The organism is uncultured Porphyromonas sp. (genome assembly GCF_938023125.1).
Taxonomy (GTDB): Bacteria; Bacteroidota; Bacteroidia; order Bacteroidales; family Porphyromonadaceae; genus Porphyromonas.
Window position 1 is genome coordinate 284,706 of record NZ_CALHDW010000017.1, and the last position, 24,922, is coordinate 309,627.

General features: G+C 51.9%; 20 protein-coding genes. 15 read left to right on the forward strand and 5 right to left on the reverse strand.

Annotated elements, in window-relative coordinates; genetic code table 11:
* Positions 1-12: 12 nt before the first annotated feature.
* The 4 genes from Q0090_RS05950 to Q0090_RS05965 form a co-directional block, all read right to left on the reverse strand.
* Positions 13-2,163, reverse strand: a complete 2,151-nt coding sequence (locus Q0090_RS05950) for a S46 family peptidase (RefSeq protein ID WP_297948669.1) — start codon at positions 2,161-2,163, stop codon at positions 13-15.
* A gap of 13 nt (positions 2,164-2,176) precedes the next feature.
* A complete protein-coding gene (locus tag Q0090_RS05955) occupies positions 2,177-2,686 on the reverse strand; it encodes a CYTH domain-containing protein (protein ID WP_297948671.1) in 510 nt (169 codons plus the stop codon).
* Positions 2,687-2,707: 21 nt separating this feature from the next.
* On the reverse strand, positions 2,708-3,853 hold the full coding sequence (locus Q0090_RS05960) for a DUF2027 domain-containing protein (protein ID WP_297948673.1): 1,146 nt from the start codon (positions 3,851-3,853) through the stop codon (positions 2,708-2,710).
* Between the two features lie 215 nt (positions 3,854-4,068).
* Positions 4,069-5,451, reverse strand: coding sequence for a tyrosine phenol-lyase (locus Q0090_RS05965; RefSeq protein ID WP_297948675.1), 1,383 nt, complete (start codon positions 5,449-5,451; stop codon positions 4,069-4,071).
* A 530-nt stretch (positions 5,452-5,981) separates the two neighbouring features.
* Here Q0090_RS05965 and dnaX point away from each other — a divergent pair.
* The 15 genes from dnaX to cbiB all read left to right on the forward strand — a co-directional run bounded on the left by dnaX (position 5,982) and on the right by cbiB (position 24,346).
* Positions 5,982-7,766 (forward strand): DNA polymerase III subunit gamma/tau, encoded by a 1,785-nt coding sequence (gene dnaX, locus Q0090_RS05970; RefSeq protein WP_297948677.1) that lies wholly within the window; start codon positions 5,982-5,984, stop codon positions 7,764-7,766.
* A gap of 51 nt (positions 7,767-7,817) precedes the next feature.
* A complete protein-coding gene (locus tag Q0090_RS05975; protein ID WP_297948679.1) occupies positions 7,818-9,014 on the forward strand; it encodes a C1 family peptidase in 1,197 nt (398 codons plus the stop codon).
* Between the two features lie 95 nt (positions 9,015-9,109).
* A complete protein-coding gene (locus tag Q0090_RS05980; protein WP_297948681.1) occupies positions 9,110-9,931 on the forward strand; it encodes a VanW family protein in 822 nt (273 codons plus the stop codon).
* 538 nt (positions 9,932-10,469) lie between these two features.
* Positions 10,470-12,038, forward strand: a complete 1,569-nt coding sequence (locus Q0090_RS05985; RefSeq protein ID WP_297948683.1) for a DUF4301 family protein — start codon at positions 10,470-10,472, stop codon at positions 12,036-12,038.
* A 30-nt stretch (positions 12,039-12,068) separates the two neighbouring features.
* On the forward strand, positions 12,069-13,862 hold the full coding sequence (locus tag Q0090_RS05990) for an aminopeptidase P family protein (protein ID WP_297948685.1): 1,794 nt from the start codon (positions 12,069-12,071) through the stop codon (positions 13,860-13,862).
* Between the two features lie 6 nt (positions 13,863-13,868).
* The gene (locus Q0090_RS05995) at positions 13,869-14,423 is read left to right on the forward strand and encodes a gamma carbonic anhydrase family protein (protein WP_297948687.1); all 555 of its coding nucleotides are present in this window, start codon (positions 13,869-13,871) and stop codon (positions 14,421-14,423) included.
* 33 nt (positions 14,424-14,456) lie between these two features.
* Positions 14,457-15,122, forward strand: coding sequence for a fructose-6-phosphate aldolase (gene fsa / locus Q0090_RS06000; protein WP_297948689.1), 666 nt, complete (start codon positions 14,457-14,459; stop codon positions 15,120-15,122).
* Positions 15,119-16,345, forward strand: a complete 1,227-nt coding sequence (locus Q0090_RS06005) for a DUF1343 domain-containing protein (RefSeq protein ID WP_297948691.1) — start codon at positions 15,119-15,121, stop codon at positions 16,343-16,345. The genes fsa and Q0090_RS06005 overlap by 4 nt, the downstream gene beginning before the upstream one ends.
* Before the next feature lie 15 nt (positions 16,346-16,360).
* Positions 16,361-17,767 carry a precorrin-3B C(17)-methyltransferase gene (gene cobJ / locus Q0090_RS06010; RefSeq protein WP_297948693.1) on the forward strand — a complete coding sequence of 469 codons (1,407 nt, stop codon included), beginning with the start codon at positions 16,361-16,363 and terminating at the stop codon, positions 17,765-17,767.
* Positions 17,768-17,779: 12 nt separating this feature from the next.
* Entirely contained in the window at positions 17,780-18,967 is a 1,188-nt protein-coding gene (cbiE, locus tag Q0090_RS06015) for a precorrin-6y C5,15-methyltransferase (decarboxylating) subunit CbiE (protein WP_297948695.1), read from the forward strand.
* Positions 18,964-20,268 (forward strand): cobyrinate a,c-diamide synthase, encoded by a 1,305-nt coding sequence (locus tag Q0090_RS06020; RefSeq protein ID WP_297948697.1) that lies wholly within the window; start codon positions 18,964-18,966, stop codon positions 20,266-20,268. Before cbiE ends, Q0090_RS06020 begins: the two co-directional genes overlap by 4 nt.
* On the forward strand, positions 20,265-20,852 hold the full coding sequence (locus Q0090_RS06025) for a cob(I)yrinic acid a,c-diamide adenosyltransferase (RefSeq protein WP_297948699.1): 588 nt from the start codon (positions 20,265-20,267) through the stop codon (positions 20,850-20,852). Before Q0090_RS06020 ends, Q0090_RS06025 begins: the two co-directional genes overlap by 4 nt.
* Positions 20,849-22,348, forward strand: coding sequence for a cobyric acid synthase (locus tag Q0090_RS06030; protein WP_297948701.1), 1,500 nt, complete (start codon positions 20,849-20,851; stop codon positions 22,346-22,348). Before Q0090_RS06025 ends, Q0090_RS06030 begins: the two co-directional genes overlap by 4 nt.
* On the forward strand, positions 22,341-23,375 hold the full coding sequence (locus tag Q0090_RS06035) for an aminotransferase class I/II-fold pyridoxal phosphate-dependent enzyme (protein WP_297948703.1): 1,035 nt from the start codon (positions 22,341-22,343) through the stop codon (positions 23,373-23,375). The genes Q0090_RS06030 and Q0090_RS06035 overlap by 8 nt, the downstream gene beginning before the upstream one ends.
* 26 nt (positions 23,376-23,401) lie before the next feature.
* Positions 23,402-24,346, forward strand: a complete 945-nt coding sequence (cbiB, locus tag Q0090_RS06040; RefSeq protein ID WP_297948705.1) for an adenosylcobinamide-phosphate synthase CbiB — start codon at positions 23,402-23,404, stop codon at positions 24,344-24,346.
* 202 nt (positions 24,347-24,548) lie between these two features.
* Here cbiB and Q0090_RS06045 read toward each other — a convergent pair whose 3' ends face one another.
* Positions 24,549-24,902 carry an NINE protein gene (locus Q0090_RS06045; protein ID WP_297948707.1) on the reverse strand — a complete coding sequence of 118 codons (354 nt, stop codon included), beginning with the start codon at positions 24,900-24,902 and terminating at the stop codon, positions 24,549-24,551.
* Positions 24,903-24,922 lie beyond the last annotated feature (20 nt).

Consider the following 24,922-nt stretch of genomic DNA (forward strand, 5'->3'; position numbering starts at 1 on the left):
AACAATATTGGGTTAGAACTGCGGTTGGATCTCATCAATCAGACGCTGGCAACCTGCAAACTTATCTATAACAAAGAGCAGGTAACGGATGTCCAAGATGATACTCCTTTGGTAGTTGGGGAGATATTCTATATCACCACCTACGCCCTCCCAGTTGCGGTCGAAGTTGAGCCCGATAAGTTCTCCACGAGCATTCATCACGGGGCTACCTGAGTTACCGCCCGTTGTGTGAGTTGTGGCACAGAAGTTCACCGGCATCGAGCCATCGGCATTGGCATAACGGCCATAATCCTTAGCTTCGTAGAGAGCCTTTAGCTTAGGATCTACCACGTATTCCCAGTTATTGGGATCCTCCTTTTCCATTACCCCCTCTAGTGTACTCTTGGCGCCATAGGTCACCACATCACGTGGTTGATAACCCTTGACTACACCATAAGTAAAGCGGAGGGTTAGGTTGGCATCAGGAGCCAAATTGGGTTGCCCCTTCATATCAAGCACGGAGGCCACATAGGCGCGTTGCGCAGCAGCGAGCGGAGCATCAAAGGCAGCCACTTCGTTAGCCAGTTTCTTATACTCATAAGATACAGATGCAGCAAAACAACTCATCGGATCGCGCAAGAGACGATCTCGATCGGGGTTCTTCATAAACTCTTCGAAACGCTCACGAGAGGCATAGATAGATTTATCAAAAATCATCTCTACATAGGCTTTGGCAGATCTGCACTCAGCAATACCTTCTCGGACAGCAAGGGGTTGCTTCTCAGCAGGAATGCGCTCGGCATAGCGAGTTAGAAGAGCAATGGCCAAAGCCTTATCCACTTCGGGGCTATAGTCCTTATTAAAGAAGGCTTCGAACTGCTTGCGAATCGATTGCAAGCTGGCTTCTCGCCTTGCAGGGTCGTTCCAATGCTGTGCGATATCAACATCGGCGATAGGCGCATTACTCATCTCAATACCCATTATAACCCCCTCTAGGAGATAACGCTGACGCATCCGAAGATCCTGACGCCCTGCTATCGCTTTGCTGATAGCCCGAACGGCCTCTTCGGTTGTGGCAATACCCTTTTGCTTTGCCCAAGCCAGCACCTCTTGTTGCTGAGCCAACTTGATCTCACGAAGAGAGCGGCGACGGATAGCCCAGTTAGCCCCTTGTGCCCTCTTGTAGCCATTCTGACTAGAGGCATATTTAGCCGCATACATGATATTAATCTTGGGATCGGCAAGCATCTCACGTAGCATCACATCTTGGAGGATGCCTCGCATTTCTATGCGAATATTATTATCAATCTCGCTCCACTCGGTCACTTCGTCAGCCGTAAAGAACTTATAAGTAGTACCGGGATAGCCCATGATGAGGGCAAAATCCCCCTCATTTACGCCTTGAGCATTCACCTTCACCCAACGCTTCGGGCGGTAGGGGACGTTATCTTTTGAGTAGTCCACAGGATTGCCATCCTTATCAGCATAAATACGGAAGATAGAGAAGTCCCCCGAATGGCGAGGCCAAGCCCAGTTGTCTGTGTCGCTACCGAACTTACCAATAGAGCTGGGAGGAGCTCCTACCAAACGGACATCGCGGAATACCTTTTTGGTAAACATATAGTAGCGATTGCCGCCATAGAAAGCCTTGATTTCGTAGCGATACCCAGGGCGCGAAGCAGCCTTCTTACCCACAATCTCGGGGGCAAGAGAGGAGAGGTATCTTGGAGAGAGGAACTCCAGCCCTGTGGGGTTCTTGATACGTTCGAGAGCCTTCTTTACCGCTGCGGTTACATCTGTTATCTCGTCTACGATCTCCACTTCGAGTCCGGGGTTTACAAGCTCTTCAGCAAAAGAATAGCTCCAGAAACCATCCTTGAGGTAATTGTGCTGTACACTACTATGCTGCTGTATCTGATCGTAGCCGCAGTGGTGATTGGTAAGGAGCAAGCCTTGATCCGAAACCAACACACCCGTACATCCACCATCAAACAACACTACCGCATCGGAGAGCGAGGTGCCGTTGGGATTATAAATATCGGCAGCTTCGAGTTGCATCCCGAGGGATTTCATCCGCGCTACCTGCCCGTTGATTTGCTGCATCAGCCACATTCCCCCATCGGCGTGGGCGAGTGTAGTGCAGGCAACAGCCAACAAAAGGGAAAGAAAAAATCGTTTGTTCATAAGTTTATGCTACTTAAGTATTGGACGGTTGTTTGCTCTGGTCGGCCGCAGGGAAAGGGTACTGCCCCACTCGCGCCAGCGCACTATTGTAATAACGAACATCTCCGGTCACCTCTTCTCCCACCCAAGAGGGGAGCAAGGGCTGAGCCTCTCTACTCGGGAGCTCCACCTCGGCCATAACAAGCCCTTCGAGCTCCTCGTGAAAGAGATCTACCTCCCACATAAAAGAGGCATAGGGGATATAGTAGCGGGTTTTGCACACCCTACCTTCATACCCCTCTACAAGGAGAGCGTGCCCCTCCTCCAGAGAAATCTCACGTTCCACCTCTTCTCGCACCAATCCATCGGGAGAAGAAAGTCCTTTGATCGTGAGATATACTTTATCATCTAGGAAGCGAACACGGCGCACACTCCCCGATTCATCTTGATGTAGATAGTACTGGCATATAGAGACATGCCTCTCTGCGGCCTCCAAAAAAGCCCTATCCTTAACGAGAAACTTGCGTTCGATCTCTAGAGCCATACCCTACACTATAATTAAATGCTAGTGAATTGTCACCTTAGTGGCGCCAAAGCCATACTCTTGGAACGAGGCATCTTGAGCCGAAGCCTTTGGGTAACGCTTACGCAAATCATCAAGAACTGCTTTGCGCAGGATACCCTCACCCTTACCATGAATAAAGATGATTTCCATTCCCTTATTCCTAAGGTGCTTATCCATTGTTTCCCTAAAAACCGACAACTGATGCTGCAAGATGTCGTGGTGAGACATACCCTGCAACGTGGGGAGCAATTCCGCTGCGTGCAAATCCACTACCAGCGGCTCTTTATGCGCTTTTCGCTTCTCCTCGCGCTGGGGGCGAGCCACCTCTTTTTGCGCTCTAGGCAGCCTGATCGACTCCGCCAAGGCTTCGAGATCGGCAGGAGCTACCGTGGCGTGACGCGATTTGTCCTGCTCCACAAGAGGGAGCACAAGGGCATCTTCATCAAAAAACGGGTTATCTACGTAGCAGTGACGCTTAAAGAACTTGACTCCATCGGGCTTGAAATCGATTGAGACCGGCTCCTTATGCTTATAGGCTTTGTGGGGCTTATAGGGAAGGAAAGAAAGGTGTAAACACTCCCGATCATTGAGCTCTGCAAGGGGAATGGTATCGACCAACAGTTTAGTATCGCGCTCTATTATCCCTGTAGAGACAAGGCGGTAATAGCCATTGCTCTGCTGGGCAGACAACGTGTAATATCCGTGGTAATTGCTATCATTGATCAGGTAGCACTCAAGCGGAGAATTACCAAATGTAACAAAATCCTCCGGCAGCCAAGCAATATAAATAGAGAGCTGTTCGCCCTCGGGTCGCTCCGGGAGGAAGGTCTGGGGAGGTGGAAGTTCCTCTTTTTTATGTTGGGATATGGTATGAGAAGGGGTAGGCACGACCTTTTGGGATGCCTGCGAAGACCCGGCACGACGCTCTCGCTTTGCCTCTTTTTCCTCCTGAATCTCTCGGGGAGTACGATAGGCGGGGACAAAGGTGTCTCGCTCATTAACCACGACACACTCATGCAACGGGGTGGGCAATTCAAAGCCATCGTCACCCTCCACCCAAGCTACTTTTCCTTCAATACGGCGCACAATGCCACCTCCTTGGGCATTCAAAAAACGCACTCGATCTCCTACAGATGCTTTTGCCATTACTTCTAACACGCTCTAGTGGTACAGCGAGAAAGAGAAGCCCGTAGCCCTCCCTCTAGGGAGATCTTAGGACATAACGAACCACCTTTCTCCTCAGCGAAGTTACGGCTTTCCCAGATAATAAACGACATACCCCCGCCCTTATTGGGATTTTACTCCACAACAAAGGGCGAGGGCTAGTATCGAATCCTGAAGAAGTAAACTAACGCAATGAATTAGATCTCTTCGAAGCGAGCCGTAAAGAAGCGGAGCTGCTTAGGCTCATACACAAAGCGTAATCCTCGAATGGTTTCTTTGTGCTTAAAGAGGCGAATCACCCCGTCTGCCACAACGTCCATATGCTTATAGGTGTAGACACGGCGAGGGATGGTAAGACGTACCGTCTCTAGTTTGGGAGTATGATTCTCACCCGTTTTATTATCACGACCTGCCGATACAATACCACGCTCCATACTGCGCACGCCACTCTCCACATAGAGGTTTGCGGCCAAACTCTGGGCTGGGAATTGCTCTTGTGTGAGATGCGGACAGAAGCGGCGAGCATCAAGGAAGACAGCATGCCCCCCTACCGGCTCAATGATGGGCACTCCGGCATCTTTGAGCAAATCGCCCAAATAGCGTACTTGCAACACTCTATGACGGATATACTCGTACTGCATCGACTCTTCCAAACCAATGGCCATCGCTTCCATATCGCGACCTGCCATACCTCCATACGAAGGCATACCTTCATAGACAACCACCATCTCTTTGGCATCTTGGAATAGGTGCTCATCATTCATACAAAGGAAGCCACCAATGTTTACCAAACAGTCTTTTTTACCGCTCATCGTGCAGCCATCGGCATAGCTAAACATCTCGAGAACGATTTCGGTAATGGTCTTATCGGCAAACCCCTCTTCCTGTTCTTTGATGAAGTAGGCGTTCTCTACACAGCGAGTAGCATCGTAGAATACTTTAATACCATACTTATTGGTCAGCTCACGCACTGCCCTCATGTTGGCCATGGAGACGGGCTGACCGCCGGCGAGATTCACCGTAACGGCAAGGCAAACGTAGGCAATGTTTTCTGCCCCCTTCTCGTCAATAAGGCGCTGCAACTTATTGAGGTCGATATTCCCTTTGAAGGGGATGTCGAGCGTGGCATCGTGGGCTTCGTCGCGGATTATATCCACAAACACACCGCCATTGCGCTCTTGGTGATAGCGAGTGGTGGTAAAGTACATATTACCGGGTACGTACTGCCCCGGCTTGATGGCAATCTGACTCAAAATATTTTCTGCCCCACGCCCTTGATGGGTAGGCACAATATATTTGAACCCGAAGAGGCGACGCACCGTGTCTTGTAGGCGATGGAAGTTACGACTACCGGCATACGCCTCATCGCCCACCATGATACCACCCCACTGGCGATCGCTCATTGCGTTCGTACCACTATCGGTAAGAAGGTCGATATACACGTCTTTAGAGTTGATTAGGAAGGTGTTGTAACCGGCTTCCTTTACTACTCTCAATCTCTCTTCACGGTCGATCATGGCAACCGGTTCTACGCTCTTGATGCGAAACGGCTCTGCGGGATACTTGCTAAAATCAATCATATGTCTTTATCAATTAAGGGTTATTACTTCCTACTATATCGGGAGATTTTCACTCCTGAAATCACCCACGACGCAAATATAGGCGAATTATTTTCCATCAGCACAATTAGGCAAAATATACATCAAAACGGCAACAAAATGATAGAAAATCAAACAATAAATGAATAATCAACACGCAACAGTGGATATAATACAGACGTACTATTTTTTACATTTACTCTTAAATCGGAAGGAGGCTCCTCCCGCCACCTTTAGGCCGAGGGGGCTTTTCCGGAGCAAATGCTTGAGAGGAAAGAGGGGAGCGCAGGCCGAGCCCTCTCGAGGCTCTTAGGGACGCAGGGTGGGAGAGAATGGCCACTCCATATATATAGGTATACCCCCACAAGCCCCCGGGAAAGGGCACGTGGCAATTCCTTTTCTACCCTCCATCCTCTCCGCCTTGGGGTAATATTAGTTGGGTATTCTCGCAACAATACGTACATTTGTAGCAAGATAGACTTTAGGAGTCTACCCAGTGCGTTGCAATCATTATGAGTGAAAAGTTTGTAGTATCAGCCCGGAAATTTCGTCCGGACTCCTTCGAGAGCTTGCTCGGTCAAGAGGCTGTAAGCGAAACTCTCCGAAGGGCTATTTTACAGCAAAAGACGGCGCACGCCTATCTTTTTTGTGGACCAAGAGGGGTCGGGAAGACCTCCGCAGCCCGTATTTTTGCTAGAGCCATCAATTGCGCCTCACCCCTTGCCAGCGGCGAGGCGTGCGGCGAGTGTGATAGTTGCCGAGCCTTTGCAGAGCAGCGTTCGTTCAACGTTTTTGAGATGGACGCAGCCTCCAACAACTCGGCCAACGACATACGACAGCTCATCGAGGAGGTAAACATTCCTCCCCAGGTAGGGCGTTACAAAATCTATATCATTGACGAGGTGCACATGCTCTCGACGGCAGCGTTTAACGCCTTCCTCAAAACGCTGGAGGAGCCGCCCGAGTATGTTGTCTTCATCATGGCTACCACCGAGAAGCAAAAGATACTTCCCACCATCCTCTCTCGCTGCCAAGTATTCGACTTCAAACCCATCCCTAGCGATGTTATCATAGGGCAGTTGCGGCATATTGCCCAGCTAGAAGAGATCCAAGTAGAGGAAAAGGCTCTAGAGCTAATTGCCCGTAAAGCCGATGGGGGGATGCGCGACGCCCTCTCCGTATTCGACCGAATTGCGAGCTATACCGATGGCGAAGTCTCTTATAGTCGCACCCTAGAGAGCCTCAACATCCTAGACGACGATTACTACTTCCGCTTCGTGGAGCATCTCGTACACAACGACTATGCCTCGACCCTCCTTCTCCTAGACGAACTCATCATGCGAGGCTTCGACCCTAGGACGATTGTCTTGGGGTTGACCGACTTCTTGCGCAACCTTCTCTTAGCATTCGACCCACAGACGCTGCCTCTTTTGCACCTAACCAAAGAGACAGAGGCCTCATATAATCAATTGGCTCAAGCTTCCGGACGCGGATTTTTGTACCAAGCGATCGCAAAACTGATGGAGTGTCTCAAAGAGTATCGCAATAGCAATGCTAAGCGACTTTTGGTAGAAATGACCCTCCTCTCCCTCACCTCGCTGGCTCAAGAAGGAGGTGCAACAAGCCACACTCCCAATCAACGTCCAACACCGGTAGCGGCTCCACCCTCTGCACCAAGCCCTATTGCCGCTCCCAGACCGCAACCCATTACGGCTCCGGCTCCCGCACGCCCCAATACGCCGCCCGCCCCTCGCTCTACCGAGGCTCCCGCTGAGGCGCCACAACCCATTGACCTGCCCAAGCCGACAAGACCCACTACCATGGCAGCGCCTCGCCCTGTAGCTCCGGCGCCTCGTCCCGCGGCAGCTCCTTCTCCCACTACGACTTCTGCAGCTGCCCCAAAGGCTCCCACTCAAGAGAAACAGACCTTTACAGAGACCGAAATGCAGATTGCCTGGAACGCCTATGCAGAGGAACATTTGCAAAAGAACCTCTTTCTCAAGAACGCCTTCAATGAGGTACTACCCAAGCTCCACAACGGCACAGAGATAGAGGCCATCATGTTTAATATGCTGCAAGTGAACGCCGTAGAACGCATCAAGGGTTCCCTCTTGGGCTACCTCCGAGGGGCGCTACACAATAGCGACATCACGCTACAAGTGCGGCAGATCGAGACCATAGAAGAGGAGCGCAGCCAACGAAGCATTACGCCACTAGAGATCTTCCGCTCCCTGGCTGCCGAGCCCCAAACACCTCTTCATCAGTTTATCCAAACGCTCAAGTTGCGCCCTCTCTAGCGAAAAAGATATTCAGAATAGAAATTATATAAGTACAAAACAAAAAGAATCATGCGAAAGATTTCGATTGCACTCTTAGCCGGACTTTTGTCGTTGGGATGCCTCAACGCACAAGACGCTAAGGTAGAAACCAACCAATTCACGGTCGTAAAAGAACTCCCCATCACCTCTATTAAGGATCAGGGGAACTCAGGAACGTGCTGGTCTTACTCTACGATTGGCTTCCTCGAAGCCGAACTCCTCCGTATGGGCAAGCCCGAATACGACCTCTCCGACATGTTCGTGGTAAGCCACAGCTACCGTGACAAAGCCGACAAGTACGTACGTCTCCACGGCAAACTCAACTTCGGCCAAGGTGGTTCATTCTACGATGTACTCTACGTATTCAAGCACTATGGTGCTGTACCCGAAGAGGTAATGACCGGGCTTAACTACGGCACAAAGCGCAATGCTCACAACGAAATGGCAGATGCGGCTAAGGGCTACCTCGATGCTATCGTTAAGAACTCAAACGAAAAGCTCTCTCCCATCTGGCGTAAGGCTTTCGGTGCCATGATCGATGGTTACTTGGGAGAACTTCCTCAGAACTTCACCTACAAAGGCAAGAGCTACACGCCCATGACCTTTGCTAAGAGCCTCGGCATCAATGCAGATGACTACGTATCTCTTACAAGCTATACGCACCACCCCTTCTACACAAAGTTCGGTCTCGAAATCGAAGACAACTGGCGCTGGAGCGAAAGCTACAACCTCCCCATCGACGAACTTATGCAGGTAATGCGTAACGCTATCCAGACGGGTTATCCCATCGCTTGGGGTGCCGACGTGAGCGAAGTTGGCTTCAACCGTGATGGTATCGGTGTACTTGCCGACGTAGAAGCTATCGAAACTGCCGGTTCGGATCAAGCTCGATGGATCGGTCTAAGCACCGCTGCTCGCCGTGCAGAGATCCTCAATCAGATCAATACGCCCAACTGCCCCGAGATCAATCCTACTCAAGAATATCGCCAAAAGTGCTTCGACAACTATACCCTAACCGATGACCACGGAATGGTTATCTACGGTATGGCTAAGAACCAAGCTGGTCGCCCCTTCTTCATGATCAAGAACTCATGGGGAGAAGCCGGAGCCTACAAGGGCATTTGGTACGTTAGCGAAAACTACGCTGCCGGCCGCACGATGAATATCGTAGTACACAAGAATGCGCTTCCTAAGGCAATTGCCCAAAAATTGGGTATCAAGCTCTAAACAATGATTACCACACGCTAAACCAAAGAATAGCAGGGGGGAATACTAGACGAGTTCGCTCGGCAGAGTATCCCCCCTTTTTAGTACCAATTCCCATGATACCCCAAGAAGTCGAAAGCCCCATCAAACGAGGGAAGTTGCGGCACTACCTAGGCCGAGAGTTTTATATCCTCAAAAGAAAACTTCGCTGGCTCTTCGGCTCCGAGCATTACGCACGCGTCCGCTCCGGGATTGAGACTTCGCACCTCCTCTTTGAGCATCAGTCTACCCTGCTCCGTAGGCTCAAAGATGTGGACATGGAGCTGCAATACAACAAAATAACCAACCTACGCCTTGCTGTTGCCAAACTAGATGGCGTGGTCATCCGACCTGGAGAGACCTTTTCCATTTGGCGCTTGGTGGGTCGCCCATCGGCTCGCAAAGGGTATCTAGAAGGCATGGTTTTACACAATGGCAAAGTACAGCGAGGGGTAGGCGGAGGCCTATGTCAGCTGGGCAATCTACTCTATTGGATCACGCTCCACAGCCCCCTGACCGTACAAGAACGCTGGCGGCACAGCTTCGATGTCTTCCCCGATGTGCAACGCACCATCCCCTTTGCCTGCGGGGCAACCCTCTCCTATAATTATATAGACCTCGTGGTACGTAACAATACGGAGCACACCTTCTCTCTGCATCTTTGGCTCGATGAGGAATTCCTACATGGTACCCTCTCGTGCGATGTTCCTCTCCCTTGGGAGTACGAGGTATTTGAGACAGACGCTTGCATACGTCAGCAGTGGTGGGGCGGCTACACGCGCCACAATAAGATTTGGCGTAAGGTACGACACAAAGCGACCAAAGAGGAAAGAACCGAACTTATTGCCGAAAACCACGCCATCATGATGTACAATCCCTATCTCGAGCAAGGGAAATAACACACCCCATTCGCCCCCTCTCCCCCCGTCCCGTTTCCGAATAACCCCTCCATTAAAAGGCACCTACCTTTCCAGTCAAGCGGAGAGGCGACAAAACCCTGCCTAGAATCTTACTTTTTCTCAGGCAAAACCCTGCCCCCTTTCTGCCCAAAACTTTTTTGTTTTCCACCCAAAAATGGGAGAACATTTTGGGCAAGAACAAAAAATATTTCACCCTGTACTCTCCAGCCCTCCTCCCTAAAGAGAAAATCCACCTAGAGCAAGCAGAGAAAAGCGACTCGGAAAAAGCTCTCCACCTTCCCCTCTCCTCTCAAGACGTCCATCCCCAATAATCACCCCTTGATACCCCCTGCCGATAGCGAAAGATCCCCTATCTTTGTAGAAAAGAATCAGGTAAAATCCAACGGCTCGTTTGCCCTACGCCCTCCCCGTACAATCATTATAGAGGGAGGGGGTGAGTAAGCCACAAAGAATCCGTAACTTTGGGCAAGTATAGGGATCTTTCCCCCCTCACTTGAGGAAAACAAAGTAAAACAGAATGGACGAAACGGGATCAATCTTCACGGATAAAGACCTAGAGCAGCTCGCCGAGCACGGAATTTCTCAAGAGGAAGCCTCTTCCCAAATTGCCTATTTGCGAGACGGTAGAAACTACCTGCAACTAGAGGGAAGCGGCAGCATAGAGTACGGCATCATGCGCATCAAGCGAGACGAGATGCCCTACTACCTCGATCTCTGGGATCGCTACCGCTATGATCCCCAACACCGAATCACCAAATTCGTACCGGCTTCGGGTGCCGCTACGCGCATGTTTCAGCACCTCTACGAGTTACTTGACGCAGGAGCAAAGAGCAAAGAAGAGCTAAGTGAAGAGCAGCATTACTTCTTCGAGCATATCGAAGAGTTCGCTTTCTTTGGCGAACTTAGCGAGAGCTGTCTACGCAACGAGTGGAGTACCGTAGCCAAACTGCTGGAGGGGGGGCGTTACGACCTAGTGGCAAAGTCGCTCCTCACAGAGCGAGGATTGAATTACGGACACCTACCCAAAGGACTTGTTCCCTTCCACAAATACCCCGGGAAATACATCCGTACGGCCGCTACCGAGCACCTAGCCGAGGGAGCCCTCTACACCAAAAACAGCAACGGTGTAGTGCGTCTTCATTACACGGTTTCGCCCGAGCATATCGAATTCTTCCGCCAGCACATCGAGCGTGCCACCCCTCGTATTGAGGGCGACTACGGCGTCATCATCGAGAGTTCGTTCAGCACGCAAAGCTGCAGTAGCGACACACTCGCCCTCGACGAGGAGGGGATGCCCTTCCGTACCGAGGAGGGCGATTTACTATTCCGACCCGGGGGGCACGGAGCCCTCATCGACAATCTAGCAGACTTGGAGAGCGATGTCATCTTTATCAAGAACATAGACAACGTTACCATGGAGCACCTCAAGAGTAATACGATACTCTACAAAAAGCTCTTGGGAGGGGTTCTTTTGGCCGTGCAAGAACGCATCTTCGGGTATCTTCGTCAGCTAGAGAGGGGCAAGTGCAACCACTCCCAACTAGAGGAGATGGTAGACTTCTTGCACAAGGTACTCTGCATCCAGCTCCCCCAAATAGACCTCTTAGGCGACAAAGAACTAGCAGAACGCATCCAACAAAAGCTCAACCGACCGATACGTGTGTGCGGCATGGTACGCAACGACGGCGAGCCGGGGGGAGGCCCTTATATAGTGCGCGAGGCGGATGGTAGTACCTCGCTACAAATCGTGGAAGCATCCCAAATCGACAAAAGTAGCGAGCGAGACGCCTCTATCCTTGCCTCCAGCGGCTACTTCAATCCCGTCGATATTGTTTGCTCCCCCTACGACTTCAAGGGACAGCACTTCCACCTACAAGACTACGTGAATAAACGCACAGCCTTTGTTACCACAAAGAGCCAAAACGGCAAGCAACTGCAAGCGCTTGAGCGGCCGGGGCTGTGGAACGGAGCCATGCACCACTGGAACACGATTTTTGTGGAGGTCCCCGGCGACACCTTTACCCCCGTCAAGACGGTAACCGACCTCCTGCGCCAAGAGCACAGAGAGGTAGACGACTTAGATTGAATCTCAAACTCTTTAAACACGATAAACGCTATGAGCAGTAACATTCCCTCACGCCTCGAAGCACTCCGGAGTGCCATGCGTGCAAAGAATATCCAAGCCTACCTTGTTGTTAGCAACGACGGACATCTTGGCGAATACACCCCTCAGCACTGGAAAAGCCGCGCCTGGATCTCGGGCTTTAATGGCTCGGCAGGGAGCGTAGTAGTAACGCTAGACAAAGCCGGTTTATGGACCGACTCACGCTACTTCCTTCAGGCTGGAGATCAGCTAGAAGGCAGCACCATTGAGCTATACAAAGAGGGTGTATCCGGTGTACCTACCATCGAAGAATTCCTAACTTCGGAGCTACCCGAGGGTGCGGTAGTAGGGTGTGACGGCACCTGCGTAAGCCAAGCCGAAGTAGAGAGAATGGAGCGTGCCCTATCCGCTTTTGGACTCACGATCAATAGCGACTACGATCTTATCGACGGCATCTGGGCTGACCGCCCCGCCATCCCCAAGAACGAGTTCCGCCCTCAGCCCGTAGAATACTCGGGCGAAGAGACCAAAGCTCGCACACAACGCATCCTAGAGCACCTCAAGAAGAAAGGCGCAAATGCCACCGTCTTGACTACCCTAGACGAACTTGCCTGGGCATTCAACATCCGCAACTGCGACGTAGAGTGTAACCCCGTAGGCGTAGGCTTCGGCTTTATCGGGGAGAAAGAATCGGTACTCTTCACCTTTGCAGAGAAAGTAAATGCCGCCCTCCAAAGCGAACTACAAGCTCAAGGGGTACGCGTCATGGGCTATCAAGAGATTTTTGGCTACCTCTCTGCCCTCCCTGCTAGCGTTACGGTGTATGTGGACAAAAGCCGCATCTCCAACGCTGTCTACAACGCTCTCGCTCCCCATTGCCGACAAATAGAGGGAGTATCGGTGGTAACCATGCTCAAATCCTATAAGAACGAGGCCGAGCTGGCAGGCGTCCACCGCTCCATGCACCGCGACGGAGTGGCCCTCACACGCTTCTTTATGTGGCTAGAGGCTGCCCTCAAACGAGGAGAAACTCCAACAGAAGTGGAGATCGATCGCATCCTTGCCGAGCATCGCGCCCAGAGCGATATGTACATCGGGGATAGCTTCGACACCATCTGCGGATACCAAGATCACGGCGCCATTGTACACTACCGAGCTACTCCCGAGAGTGCCTACACCCTCCGCAACGAAGGCGTATTGCTCCTCGATAGCGGAGCTCAATACAAAGACGGTACGACCGACATTACCCGTACCATTGCCCTTGGCGAGGCAGAACCTCAAGCCGATCTCAAAGTAGACTACACGCTTGTACTCAAAGGTCATATCGCCATTGCTACGGCACAATTCCCCGAAGGGACCCGTGGCAATCAGCTTGATATTTTGGCACGCAAAGCCCTTTGGGATAGAGCGCTCTCCTACGGACACGGCACAGGGCACGGCGTAGGGATTGCCCTCAACGTACACGAAGGGCCTCAGAATATCCGTACAGACAATAACCCCACCCCCATGGCCGTGGGTACATTTACAAGCAACGAACCGGGGCTTTACCGCGCTGGCAAATGGGGTATCCGTATTGAGAACCTAATCGTCACCAAGGAGAATTGCCGCAGCGAGTTCGGGACTTTCCTCGGCTTTGAGACTGTTACCCTCTGCTATCTCGACAATCGTCTTGTAGAGAAGAGCCTACTCACCGCCGAAGAGATCGCTTGGTACAATGCCTATCAAGAGAAGGTATACCAAGAGATCAGCCCTCTACTCACCCCGGAAGAGGCGGCTTGGCTTCGCAAGAAGGCCCAAAAGCTCTAACCCACGATGGCAGCGCATATCATCCCTGTACGTGGGATTACCCCCCAAATTGGCGAGGAGTGTTTCCTTGCCGAGGGGGCCTGCATCATTGGCGACGTTGTAATGGGGCACCATTGTAGCGTGTGGTTCAATGCGGTACTGCGTGGCGACGTTAATAGTATCCGCATTGGCAACCATGTCAATATCCAAGATGGATCGGTACTGCATACCCTATATGGGCTCTCCACTATAGAGATGGGAGACTACGTTTCCATCGGGCACAACGTAACCATCCATGGAGCTACGATACACAACTACGCTCTTATCGGCATGGGGTCGGTACTGCTTGACCACGTAGAAGTGGGCGAAGGAGCTATCGTAGCGGCAGGTTCGGTCGTGCTCAAGGGCACCAAGATTGAGCCCCATACCCTCTGGGGTGGTTGTCCGGCTCGCTTCATCAAAGAAGTGGATCCGACCCAAAGTGCCGAGATAAACCAACGCATCGCCCACAACTATTCTATGTATGCATCGTGGTTTATGTACCCCGAGCAAGAAGAATCTCTCAACAAAGAAGAAAAATAATCTACCACCCAAATAAACAGTGAGGAAGTAACAATGAAATTTTTTATCGACACAGCCAATCTGGCAAGCATCCGAGAAGCAAACGATTTAGGCGTACTAGATGGCGTTACAACCAACCCCTCCTTGATGGCCAAAGAGGGCATCAGCGGCGAAGAAGACTGCAAGGCACACTACTTAAAAATCTGCGAGATAGTAGATGGCGATGTCAGTGCCGAAGTGATGAGCACCGACCTCGATGGCATGCTCCGCGAAGGGCGCGAACTAGCAGCACTCCACCCCAACATCGTGGTAAAAGTGCCCGCTACCGAAGAGGGTATCAAGGCGGTTCGCCAGTTCTCTCGTGAGGGGATTCGCACCAATTGTACGCTCATCTTCAATCTCGGTCAAGCACTCCTTGCAGCCAAAGCCGGGGCTACCTATGTATCGCCTTTTGTGGGACGTATCGACGATATTTCGGGCGATGGCGTAGGGCTTATCCGTCAGATCGTAGAGGTTTTCCGCTACTATGGTTTTGAAACGGAGGTCTTGGCAGCAAGTATCCGCCACACACGCCACGTTATCGAATGCCTAGAAGTGGGAGCAGATGTGGCTACTTGCCCCTTGGGTGCCATCAAGGGATTGCTCAAGCACCCCCTTACGGACAATGGGTTGGCCGCCTTCATTGCCGACCAGAAGCGTGTAGCCGATGCAAAAAAATGAGCAACCTAGCCCATAAGTTTTTACTCAGGGTTATACCCTTTGTCTTAGGAGTCCTCTTGGTGGGGGCTCCTAAGCTCTTTGCTGCCCCTACGCTCCCCCCCTCCTCTATACAAGTGGGAGCGGAACGGATGGATCAACTACTCCCCCTACTCCGTGGCAAGCGAGTGGGGCTTGTGAGTAACCATACAGGCGTTATCGGCACAAACCAACGCCCCCTTGTCGATAGCCTTCTTGCCCTCAATATAGAGGTCCGTCGCCTTTTCTCTCCCGAGCACGGATTCCGAGGGACTGCCAATGCAGGCGCCTCCGTGGCAAGTGGGAAAGACGCCCTCACCGGCTTACCCATTATTTCTCTCTACGGCAATAACAAAAAGCCCAAGCGCAACCAAACTGCCGATTTAGACCTTATTCTCTTCGACCTACAAGACGTTGGCACCCGCTTCTACACCTATATCAGCACCATGCACTATGTAATGGAAGCCGCTGCCGAAGCCCATATCACAGTAGTTATACTCGACCGCCCCAACCCCAACGACTACATAGACGGCCCCCTCCTCACGCCCTCGTGCCAATCTTTTATCGGGATGCACCCCATCCCCGTACTGCACGGACTTACCGTAGGCGAGCTAGCCCTTATGATCAACGGCGAGCGTTGGCTGGCAGGAGGCATACAGTGCGATCTCCGTGTGATACCCATCAAGGGTTGGCAACATGGCGATAGTTACACGCTCCCCGTAGCCCCAAGCCCCAATCTCAAGACGCCCGAAGCCATTCGCCTTTACCCCTCGTTGTGCTTTTTCGAAGCCACCATCCTAAGTGTAGGCAGGGGCACCCCCAATCCTTTTACGGCACTGGGGTATCCTAATAAAGAGTTGGGAGAATATCTCTTCACCCCCAAATCCATGCAGGGCGCCACCAACGCAAAGTACAAGGGGCAGCGCTGCTATGGAACGAATTATACGGATTCTCTCCCCCAAGGGGGGCTAAGTATTGCCCCTCTCATTGATTGGCAGAAGCGCACCCAAAAGGTGGGTAAGCAACTCATTGACCGCGAGCGCACTTTCGACCTTCTCGCAGGCTCTCCCTCACTCCGCAAGCAACTCCGAGAGGGATGGAGCGAGGAGGCAATACGCAAAAGCTGGCAAGAAGACCTCCGCAAATACCGAGCGTTGCGCCAGCAATACCTCATATACAAAGACAATAGACCCGAGACAAAACCTTAACCTCTCCCCTTAATTATGAACAAAGGCAGTATCATAGTCGCAGGCATAGGCCCCGGCAGCCCTCAAGACATCACCCCGGCGGTGTGCGAAGCCATTGCCCAAAGCGACGTAGTAATAGGCTATAAATACTATTTCCAATTCATTGAACCCTGGCTCTCCTCCACGGCTCGTTGTATCGACACCGGGATGAAAAAAGAGAGAGAGCGTGCCGCTATTGCCTTCGAAGAGGCAGAGAAGGGGCAGCGCGTTACGGTGATCAGTTCGGGCGATGCCGGCATCTACGGTATGGCTCCCCTCATCTACGAGATGAAAAAAGATCGGGATAGTGCGATAGAAATCCAGGTACTCCCCGGTATCAGTGCCTTCCAAAAAGCGGCTTCGCTCTTGGGTGCTCCCATTGGGCATGACCTCTGCATTATCTCCCTCTCCGACCTCATGACCCCATGGGAGAAGATAGAGAAACGCATCATAGCAGCTGCCGAGGCCGACTTTGTAACTGCAGTCTACAACCCCAAAAGCGAAGGGCGGTATTGGCAGCTCCATCGGCTCAAAGCGCTCTTTTTGGAGCGGCGTGCTTCTACCACACCTGTAGGGTATGTGCGAGAAGCAGGTCGCCCGGGGGAACGCGTTGTACGCACCACGTTGGCACAATTCGACCCCGAAGAGATTGATATGTTTACCGTGGTACTTATCGGCAACTCTCAGTCTTACCAAACTCAAGATGCCATCATCACACCTCGAGGTTACTACCGAGAGCGCATCGAAGGAGCTGAGGGCAAGGGGCAGCAAATCATGATGGAATCATTCCGCACGATAGAGCGTGAGATGCGCCACCCCGAGGTGCCTATCGATAGGCGATGGGCTCTCTTCCATGCCATCCACACCACGGCAGACTTCTCCATGGAGGATATTCTCTATACAGATCCCAACGCTGTGGCACGCATGCACGAAGCCATCAAGAAGGGTGAAATCAAGACTATTGTAACCGATGTATCCATGGTGGCAGCAGGCATCCGCAAGGGAGCTGTGGAGCGACTTGGGCTCTCGGTCAAATGCTATATCACCGATCCTCGTGTGGTGGAACTCTCCAAGACGCGAGGCACTACAAGGGCAGAAGAAGCTATTCGCCTAGCCGTAGAAGAAGACCCCAACGCTCTATTTGCCTTTGGTAATGCTCCTACGGCCCTTATCGAGCTATGCCGACAAATACGGCTGGGTAAAGCCACTCCCTCCGGCATTATAGCCGCTCCCGTAGGCTTTGTACACGTCTGCGAGTCGAAGCATAGAGTGCATACTTTCCCCCATATCCCTAAGATCATCGTAGAAGGCAGACGAGGAGGTAGCAACCTTGCCGCCACCCTTATCAACGCCATTCTCTGCTACGACGATGCCGCCGCCCTCTATCCCGGGCGAGACGTATAGCCCCACAAAAGTATGGCACGCAAGTACTACATCATTGGTATTACCGACGACGCCGAATTAGAACCCACCTCGGCAGTCCTCAAAATAATAGCCGAGAACAAGGTGTTCTCCGGAGGACTTCGTCATCACCAATTGGTGGAAAAGTTCCTCCCCCTAGGGGCTACTTGGATTGATATAACGGTACCTCTAGATGGCGTTTTCGATGCCTACAAAGAGCATCAAGAGATCGTTGTTTTTGCTTCGGGCGACCCCCTATTTTTTGGGTTTGCCGGCACGGTACAAAGGCGCGACCCGGAGGCTATTATTGAGGTATTTCCCACCTTCAATTCGCTACAACTACTCGCCCATCGCAGCCTACTCCCCTACGAAGGGATGCGAACTCTCTCACTCACGGGGCGACCTTTGAAACGCTTCGAACAAGCCCTAATAGAAGGGGAGCCCCTCATGGGAGTGCTGACCGATAGGAATAAAACCCCCAATGCCATTGCCCAACGAATGCTGGACTATGGCTACAACAACTATCGTATGATTGTGGGAGAAAACCTAGGGAATGCCCTAGAGAGAGTGGCGGAGTACTCCATAGAGGAGGTAGCCCAACGCTCGTTCTCTATGCCCAACTGTCTTATACTCAAACAGACGCACCCCCGACATCGACCTCTAGGCATACCCGAGAGCGACTTTGCCCTCCTCGACGGCAGAGCCAAGATGATTACCAAAATGCCCATTCGGCTACTCTCCCTTGCCGCTCTAGACCTGCGTTCGCATCAAACGCTCTGGGATGTTGGGTTCTGCACAGGCTCCGTCTCCATCGAAGCCAAACTGCAATTTCCCCATCTAGAGATTGTCTCTTTTGAGCAACGAGAGGCAGGACGCGCCCTCATGGAGACCAACACTCGGCGCTTTGGCACCCCCGGCATCACCGCCGTCATTGGCGATTTTATGGAGATGGATTTAGCAGAATATCCTCGCCCCGATGCCGTTTTTATCGGGGGGCATGGAGGGCAGCTCGTCTCCATGATTCAACGTATAGATAGCTATCTCACTGAGGGAGGCGTTATTGTCTTCAACAGCGTAAGCCCCGAGAGCCGAGAGGCGTTCTACGAAGGCGCCGAGAGCTGCAAGTGGCATATTGTCTCCTCGCAACGCATCACACTAGACGAGCACAACCCCATTACCATTCTAAAAGCCGTAAAGCCATGATAGCCCAATTCCTAATCGGAGGCACCTCTTCGGGAGGAGGGAAAACCACCCTCACCACAGGGCTTTTGCGCCTTCTTCGCAATAGGGGTTATAGAGTGCAACCCTTCAAATGTGGCCCCGACTACATCGATCCTCAATACCACAAAATGGCTTCGGGGCGAGTCTCTATCAACCTGGATAATTGGCTCGCAAGCGGAGAACATCTGCATAATCTCTACACACGCCACTCGCAAGAAGCCGATATCTCCGTGACCGAAGGGGTAATGGGATTGTTCGATGGTTATAAGGGAATGGAAGGGAGCAGTGCCCGAATTGCTGAGCTATTAGATCTCCCCATCCTCTTGGTAGTTAATGCACAAAGCACCGCCTATTCGGTAGCTGCCACGCTGTTTGGTTTCTCTCGGTTTTACCCCAAAATCCGTCTCATTGGCGTTATCTTTAACAAGGTAGCCAGCCCCCGACACTATGCTTTTTTACAAGAAGCGGCGTCGGAAGCCAAGGTACCCTGCCTTGGATACATCCCCCGAATGGAGGAGCTATCGGTACCCTCTCGTCACCTAGGGCTTACCCTAGATGCCCAACTCGACTTCGATGCATATGCCGATCGCATTGCCGAGACACTCGAGAAATATGTAGAGGTAGATCGCCTACTGGAGCTGTGCGCCACCCAAGCCCCTGCCCCTACACTCACCCCCGACACACCTAAAGGGACACTCCGCATCAGCGTAGCTAAGGACGAAGCTTTCAACTTCACCTATCAAGCCAACTTAGACCAACTGCAACAGCTCGGTAGCGTCTCCTACTTTAGTCCTCTCACCGACCCCTCGCTCCCCCTTAGCGACCTCGTCTATATCCCCGGGGGCTACCCTGAGTTCTTTTTGCCCCAATTGGCGCAAAACCGACAGCTCCAAGAGGAGATCCGAGACTACGTAGCCCAAGGAGGGAAGCTACTTGCCGAGTGTGGCGGAATGATGTATCTCTGTCGCTCTATTACGGACGAAAAAGGCGAAAGCTACCCCATGGTAGGCATCCTGCCCCAAGAGGCAACAATGCAAAATATGCGCCTACACCTAGGCTACCGAACCCTCACAATCCAAGGGCAGGAGCCGTGGCAGGGACACGAATTTCACTATAGTAGCATTGTCACGCCCCACGAACCGATTTTCAACTATGCCTCCAGCGTAAAAGATGCTCGGGGCAACGACGTAGAGACGCCTCTCTACCGAATAAAAAACTGTATCGCCGGATACACGCACCTCTACTGGGGTGAACGAAATATCCTTGACCTCTGGAATGCATGAGTAAAGTATACACACGAACCGGAGACCTAGGCACAACTGCCATACACGGAGGCGCACGAGTGGCGAAAGACGACCCTCGCATTGAAGCCAACGGCACCCTAGACGAACTAAACTGCGCCCTTGGTCTTGTACGCTCTCTCCTCGAAACTGAGCATCCTTGGCAAGAGGATCTCCGAGAAATACAACTCGAACTGATGGCCGTAATGAGCCTCGTTGCCACCCCCTCTACCCTTAGAGATCATAACCCCAACAGCCTCTCTCCCACTCTCGTTGGGCACCTAGAGGAGTGTATGGATCGCATGAATGCCGAGATCAATGAGCGAGAGGGCTACTTTATCCTCCCTGGGGGGACTCCCCTTGCTGCCCACCTACACCAAGCAAGAGTAGTGGCTCGCCGAGCCGAGAGAAGGCTTGTCACCCTCCACCATATAGACCCCGTGCCCGCACAAATCCTCGTCTTGATCAACAGACTCTCCGACCTCCTCTTTGTTATGGCACGCTACGAAGTTTGGCAAAAACAGCTCCAAGAAGATCGCTGGCGAGCCTTTGCCTACAAACGAAAACTGAAAGGGAAAGAAGTATGAAACACCCTCAGTCTCTCCGCCCTATTATGCTAGCCGGTACGGGTAGTGACGTAGGGAAAAGTGTTTTGGCAACGGCTCTCTGCCGCATTTTTAAGCAAGACGGCTACCACCCTGCCCCTTTCAAAGCTCAGAATATGGCCCTCAACTCCTACGCTACACCCGAAGGGTTTGAGATAGGCCGAGCGCAAGCCGTACAAGCCGAAGCAGCCGGCATCCCCTGCCACACCGATATGAATCCGTTGCTCCTAAAACCGAGTAGCGACCAAACTTCCCAAGTTGTACTCCACGGAAAACCGATTGGCAATACCCATGCTTACGACTACTTCCGACGTGAGGGGCGCGAGGAGCTACGAGCCGAGGTACACGGAGCCTTCGACCGACTTAGCAGCCGATTCAATCCCATCGTAATGGAGGGTGCCGGGAGCATATCGGAGTTAAACCTAAAGGATAGCGACCTTGTGAATATGCCCATGGCTCGCCACGCCCACGCAGCGGTATTGCTCGTGGCGGATATCGACCGTGGCGGTGTGTTCGCCAGCGTGTACGGCTCCATCATGCTACAATCGCCCGAAGATAGACGGCTCATTAAGGGCGTTATCATCAATAAATTTCGTGGAGATCTGGCCCTCTTCACCGAAGGGCGTAAACTGCTCGAAGAGCTAACAGGCGTACCCGTTTTGGGTGTCGTCCCCTACTTCCAAGACATCACAATAGAAGAAGAAGACTCGGTAGCCCTTGCCAATAAGAACCGAACATCGCAAGTAGGAAAAGTCAATATAGCCGTTGTACGGACGGGGCATATCTCCAACTTCACAGACTTTTCCACACTTGAGCAGGACCCTCGAATCCATCTCTACTACACCAACAATCTAAAAGAACTAGAGAAGGCCGACATTATCATTCTGCCTGGGAGTAAAAACACCCTTGGCGACCTGGCCGAACTAAGAAACAACGGCGTGGCGCAGTGTTTGGTACGAGCTCACCGCAAAGGCACCACCCTTGTGGGCATATGCGGAGGGTACCAAATGATGGGGCAAATGCTGCACGACCCCGACAACCTAGAGGGAAGCGACTATCAACACCTACCGGGACTTGGATTGCTCCCCACAGAAACCACCATAACTCAAGAGAAAGTCACCCGTCAAGTTGAGTTCACACACCTTGGCGACCCCACTCTCTGCCGAGGGTACGAAATACACATGGGACAAACCACGCTACTCGAGGGAGCTAGTTGCTCGCCTACCAATCAGTTCTCAGACGGCAGTGCGGAGGGTACCCGACTCTCCGAGCGATGCTGGGGCACTTACATCCATGGCATCCTTGACAATCCGGCAGTAGTGGATCGCCTACTCGCCCCATTCAGCCACAAACTAACGCAAGAGAAAGCACTGGACTACGCGAGTTACAAAGAAGAACAGTACGACAAACTAGCCGATCACGTGCGGCAATACGTTGATGTAGAGCGCATCTACCAAATCATGCAAGACTATGATTGAAGGGCACGGAGACGATCTTCATCACTACCAGGGGGTAGCCATCCGCTACAACTTCAGCAGTAATGTTCCCACTATCATCGACCACACGGCATTGTATCGGTACCTCTCGGAGCAGTTGCCCCTCATCACCTCCTATCCCGAGCCCTCCCCTCGCAGCCTAGAGGTTAGCCTTGCAGAGCAGCTTGGCATAGCACCGGAGGAGGTAATGGTAACCAACGGAGCTACGGAGGCTATCTACCTCGTTGCCCACAGCTTAGAGGGCAAGCATTCTGCCATCTTCTCGCCCTCTTTTAGCGAATACGCAGATGCCGCACAGCTCTACCACCATACTCTATCCTCCTTTTGCCAATGGCCGGATGCTCCCCAAGGCGCGCAAGTTATCTGGTGTGGGAATCCCAATAACCCTACGGGGCAAGTCATCCCCAAAAAGGAACTGGTAGAGTACATCCAAAAACACCCCGAGCAGGTATTTGTCTTTGATCAATCCTACGCTTCATTCTCCCCCCAAGAGGTGCTAAGCGCACGCGAAGCGATTAGTTTGGGCAACGTAATACTCGTACAGTCTCTCACCAAAAGTTTTGCCATACCGGGGCTGCGGCTGGGGTATCTTGTCTCAAATGCTACAACACTCGAGGGGATCCGAGCGCTCAGCCATCCGTGGTCTGTAAATACATTAGCCATAGAAGCAGGGAAATGGTTACTCCAAAACAGAGCCCTATACGAGGGCATTGAGGCACAACTCCTCGAGAGTAGCCGCACGCTAAGAGCCAAACTATCCGCCTTTCCGTGGTTATCCATCGTACCCACAGATACCCATTTCTTTATTTTTCATTTCGAGGTATCGGGCGCAACCAGTGCCGACCTCAAAGAGTGGCTAGCCCGAGAGCGGGGGATTCTAGTACGTGATGCTACCAACATGGGGGCGCTAGGCTCTGCCTGCATTCGGGTGGCGAGCCAAGGCGAAGAGGCCGATCAAGCCCTCGTAGATGCGCTCAGAGATTGGTATCAACAGCAGAGTTCTAAATAGCCTTATCACTCCTCAGCCTCCCCAACATGACCTACCTCTCCGCCCTACTCCTCATTGCCTCGAGCCTAATTCCGGCATGGTTACTCGATCGTCTACTAGGCGATCCTCCACAGCTCCCTCACCCTATTGTGTTTTTTGGAAAGGCGATCAGCTGGGGCGAGAAGCGTCTCAATCGAGGCAACCACCGACTTGCCAAAGGTGCTTTGCTAGCCCTAGGGCTCATCAGTGCGACCGCCCTCGCGACCTGGGGCATAGAGAGGGGGCTATCCCATTTTTCCCCTTGGGCAATTGTCCCCCTAGACCTTATTTTCCTATTCTACTCGCTTGCCGGTACAACGCTATGCCGTGAAGTGCGAATGGTATTTGATGCGGTAGAGAGATCAGAAGAAGAGGGCAGACAACAGGTAGCTCGCATCGTAGGTCGGGATACATCTACCCTCTCCGCACAAGAAATTCGCACCGCTGCTCTTGAGACGCTGGCCGAAAACCTCAGCGACGGCGTGGTAGCGCCCCTCTTCTACTACCTGCTTTTTGGGTTGCCGGGCATCCTAACCTATAAGATGATTAACACCCTCGACTCCATGATTGGGTACCACTCTGCCCGTTACATTCTCTTTGGACGCTGGGCAGCACGCATTGACGACGTAGCCAACTACATACCGGCTAGGCTTACAGCCCTACTTATGCTCTTGGTTAGCGGAAGGCTAGACTTATTAGGCTTTGTCTGGAGAGAGGGAAAAAACCACGCCAGCCCTAATTCCGGTTATCCGGAAGCCACTTTGGCCGGAATCCTCGAGTGCCAATTTGGAGGCCCTCACTACTATTTTGGCGAACTATTTGACAAACCCTACATTGGTAGCCACCCACGTGAACTAACACTGCAGGACGCCAAAAAGGGGATTCGCATCAATCAATCGGTGGAGCTGGCTATTATTTTTCTGGTTCTTGCCCTAAGACCTCTCCTACTTTAGGCTAATTTCTCTGGGAAAATCAGCCTGAAAATATTTATTTCTCAGGCAAAAAATCGCCTCTATATTGGGTGAAAAAGGAAACGACACTGCCAAGAAGAGAATAAAGACTGAGCCACCCCCTAAAAAAGACTCCTCCCATCACTACTGCCACTAGGGGAAGCAATGATGGGAGGGATAGCAATACTATCGTGCAATGTTTCTCTTAGTACATTGGATAGCCGGAAAGCGCAGAACGAAGTCTATTGAAGTTGTATTCTTTCGTTTTCTGCTGAATATTCACAGCGTCTATAATCCAAAGAATACCACACACTCCCCCTGTAAAGAGTTTGAGTAGCCCCATACCAACATCTCCTAACATGAAGCGGTCGATCCCATAGGCCCCCAACAATATAGAGATAACCAGGAGGGTCGTAGGATCTTTGAACTCAATAGCGAAAATACTTTGAGCCATGCTCTCATCGGCATTCTGCAAGAGAAGTTTGATCTCGGGCATCATGCTCATATCAAAATACTTCGAATTAATAAGGAGGAAGTTGTTAATAGTTTGCTCTGTCATAGTTTTTATTTGTTTTTACC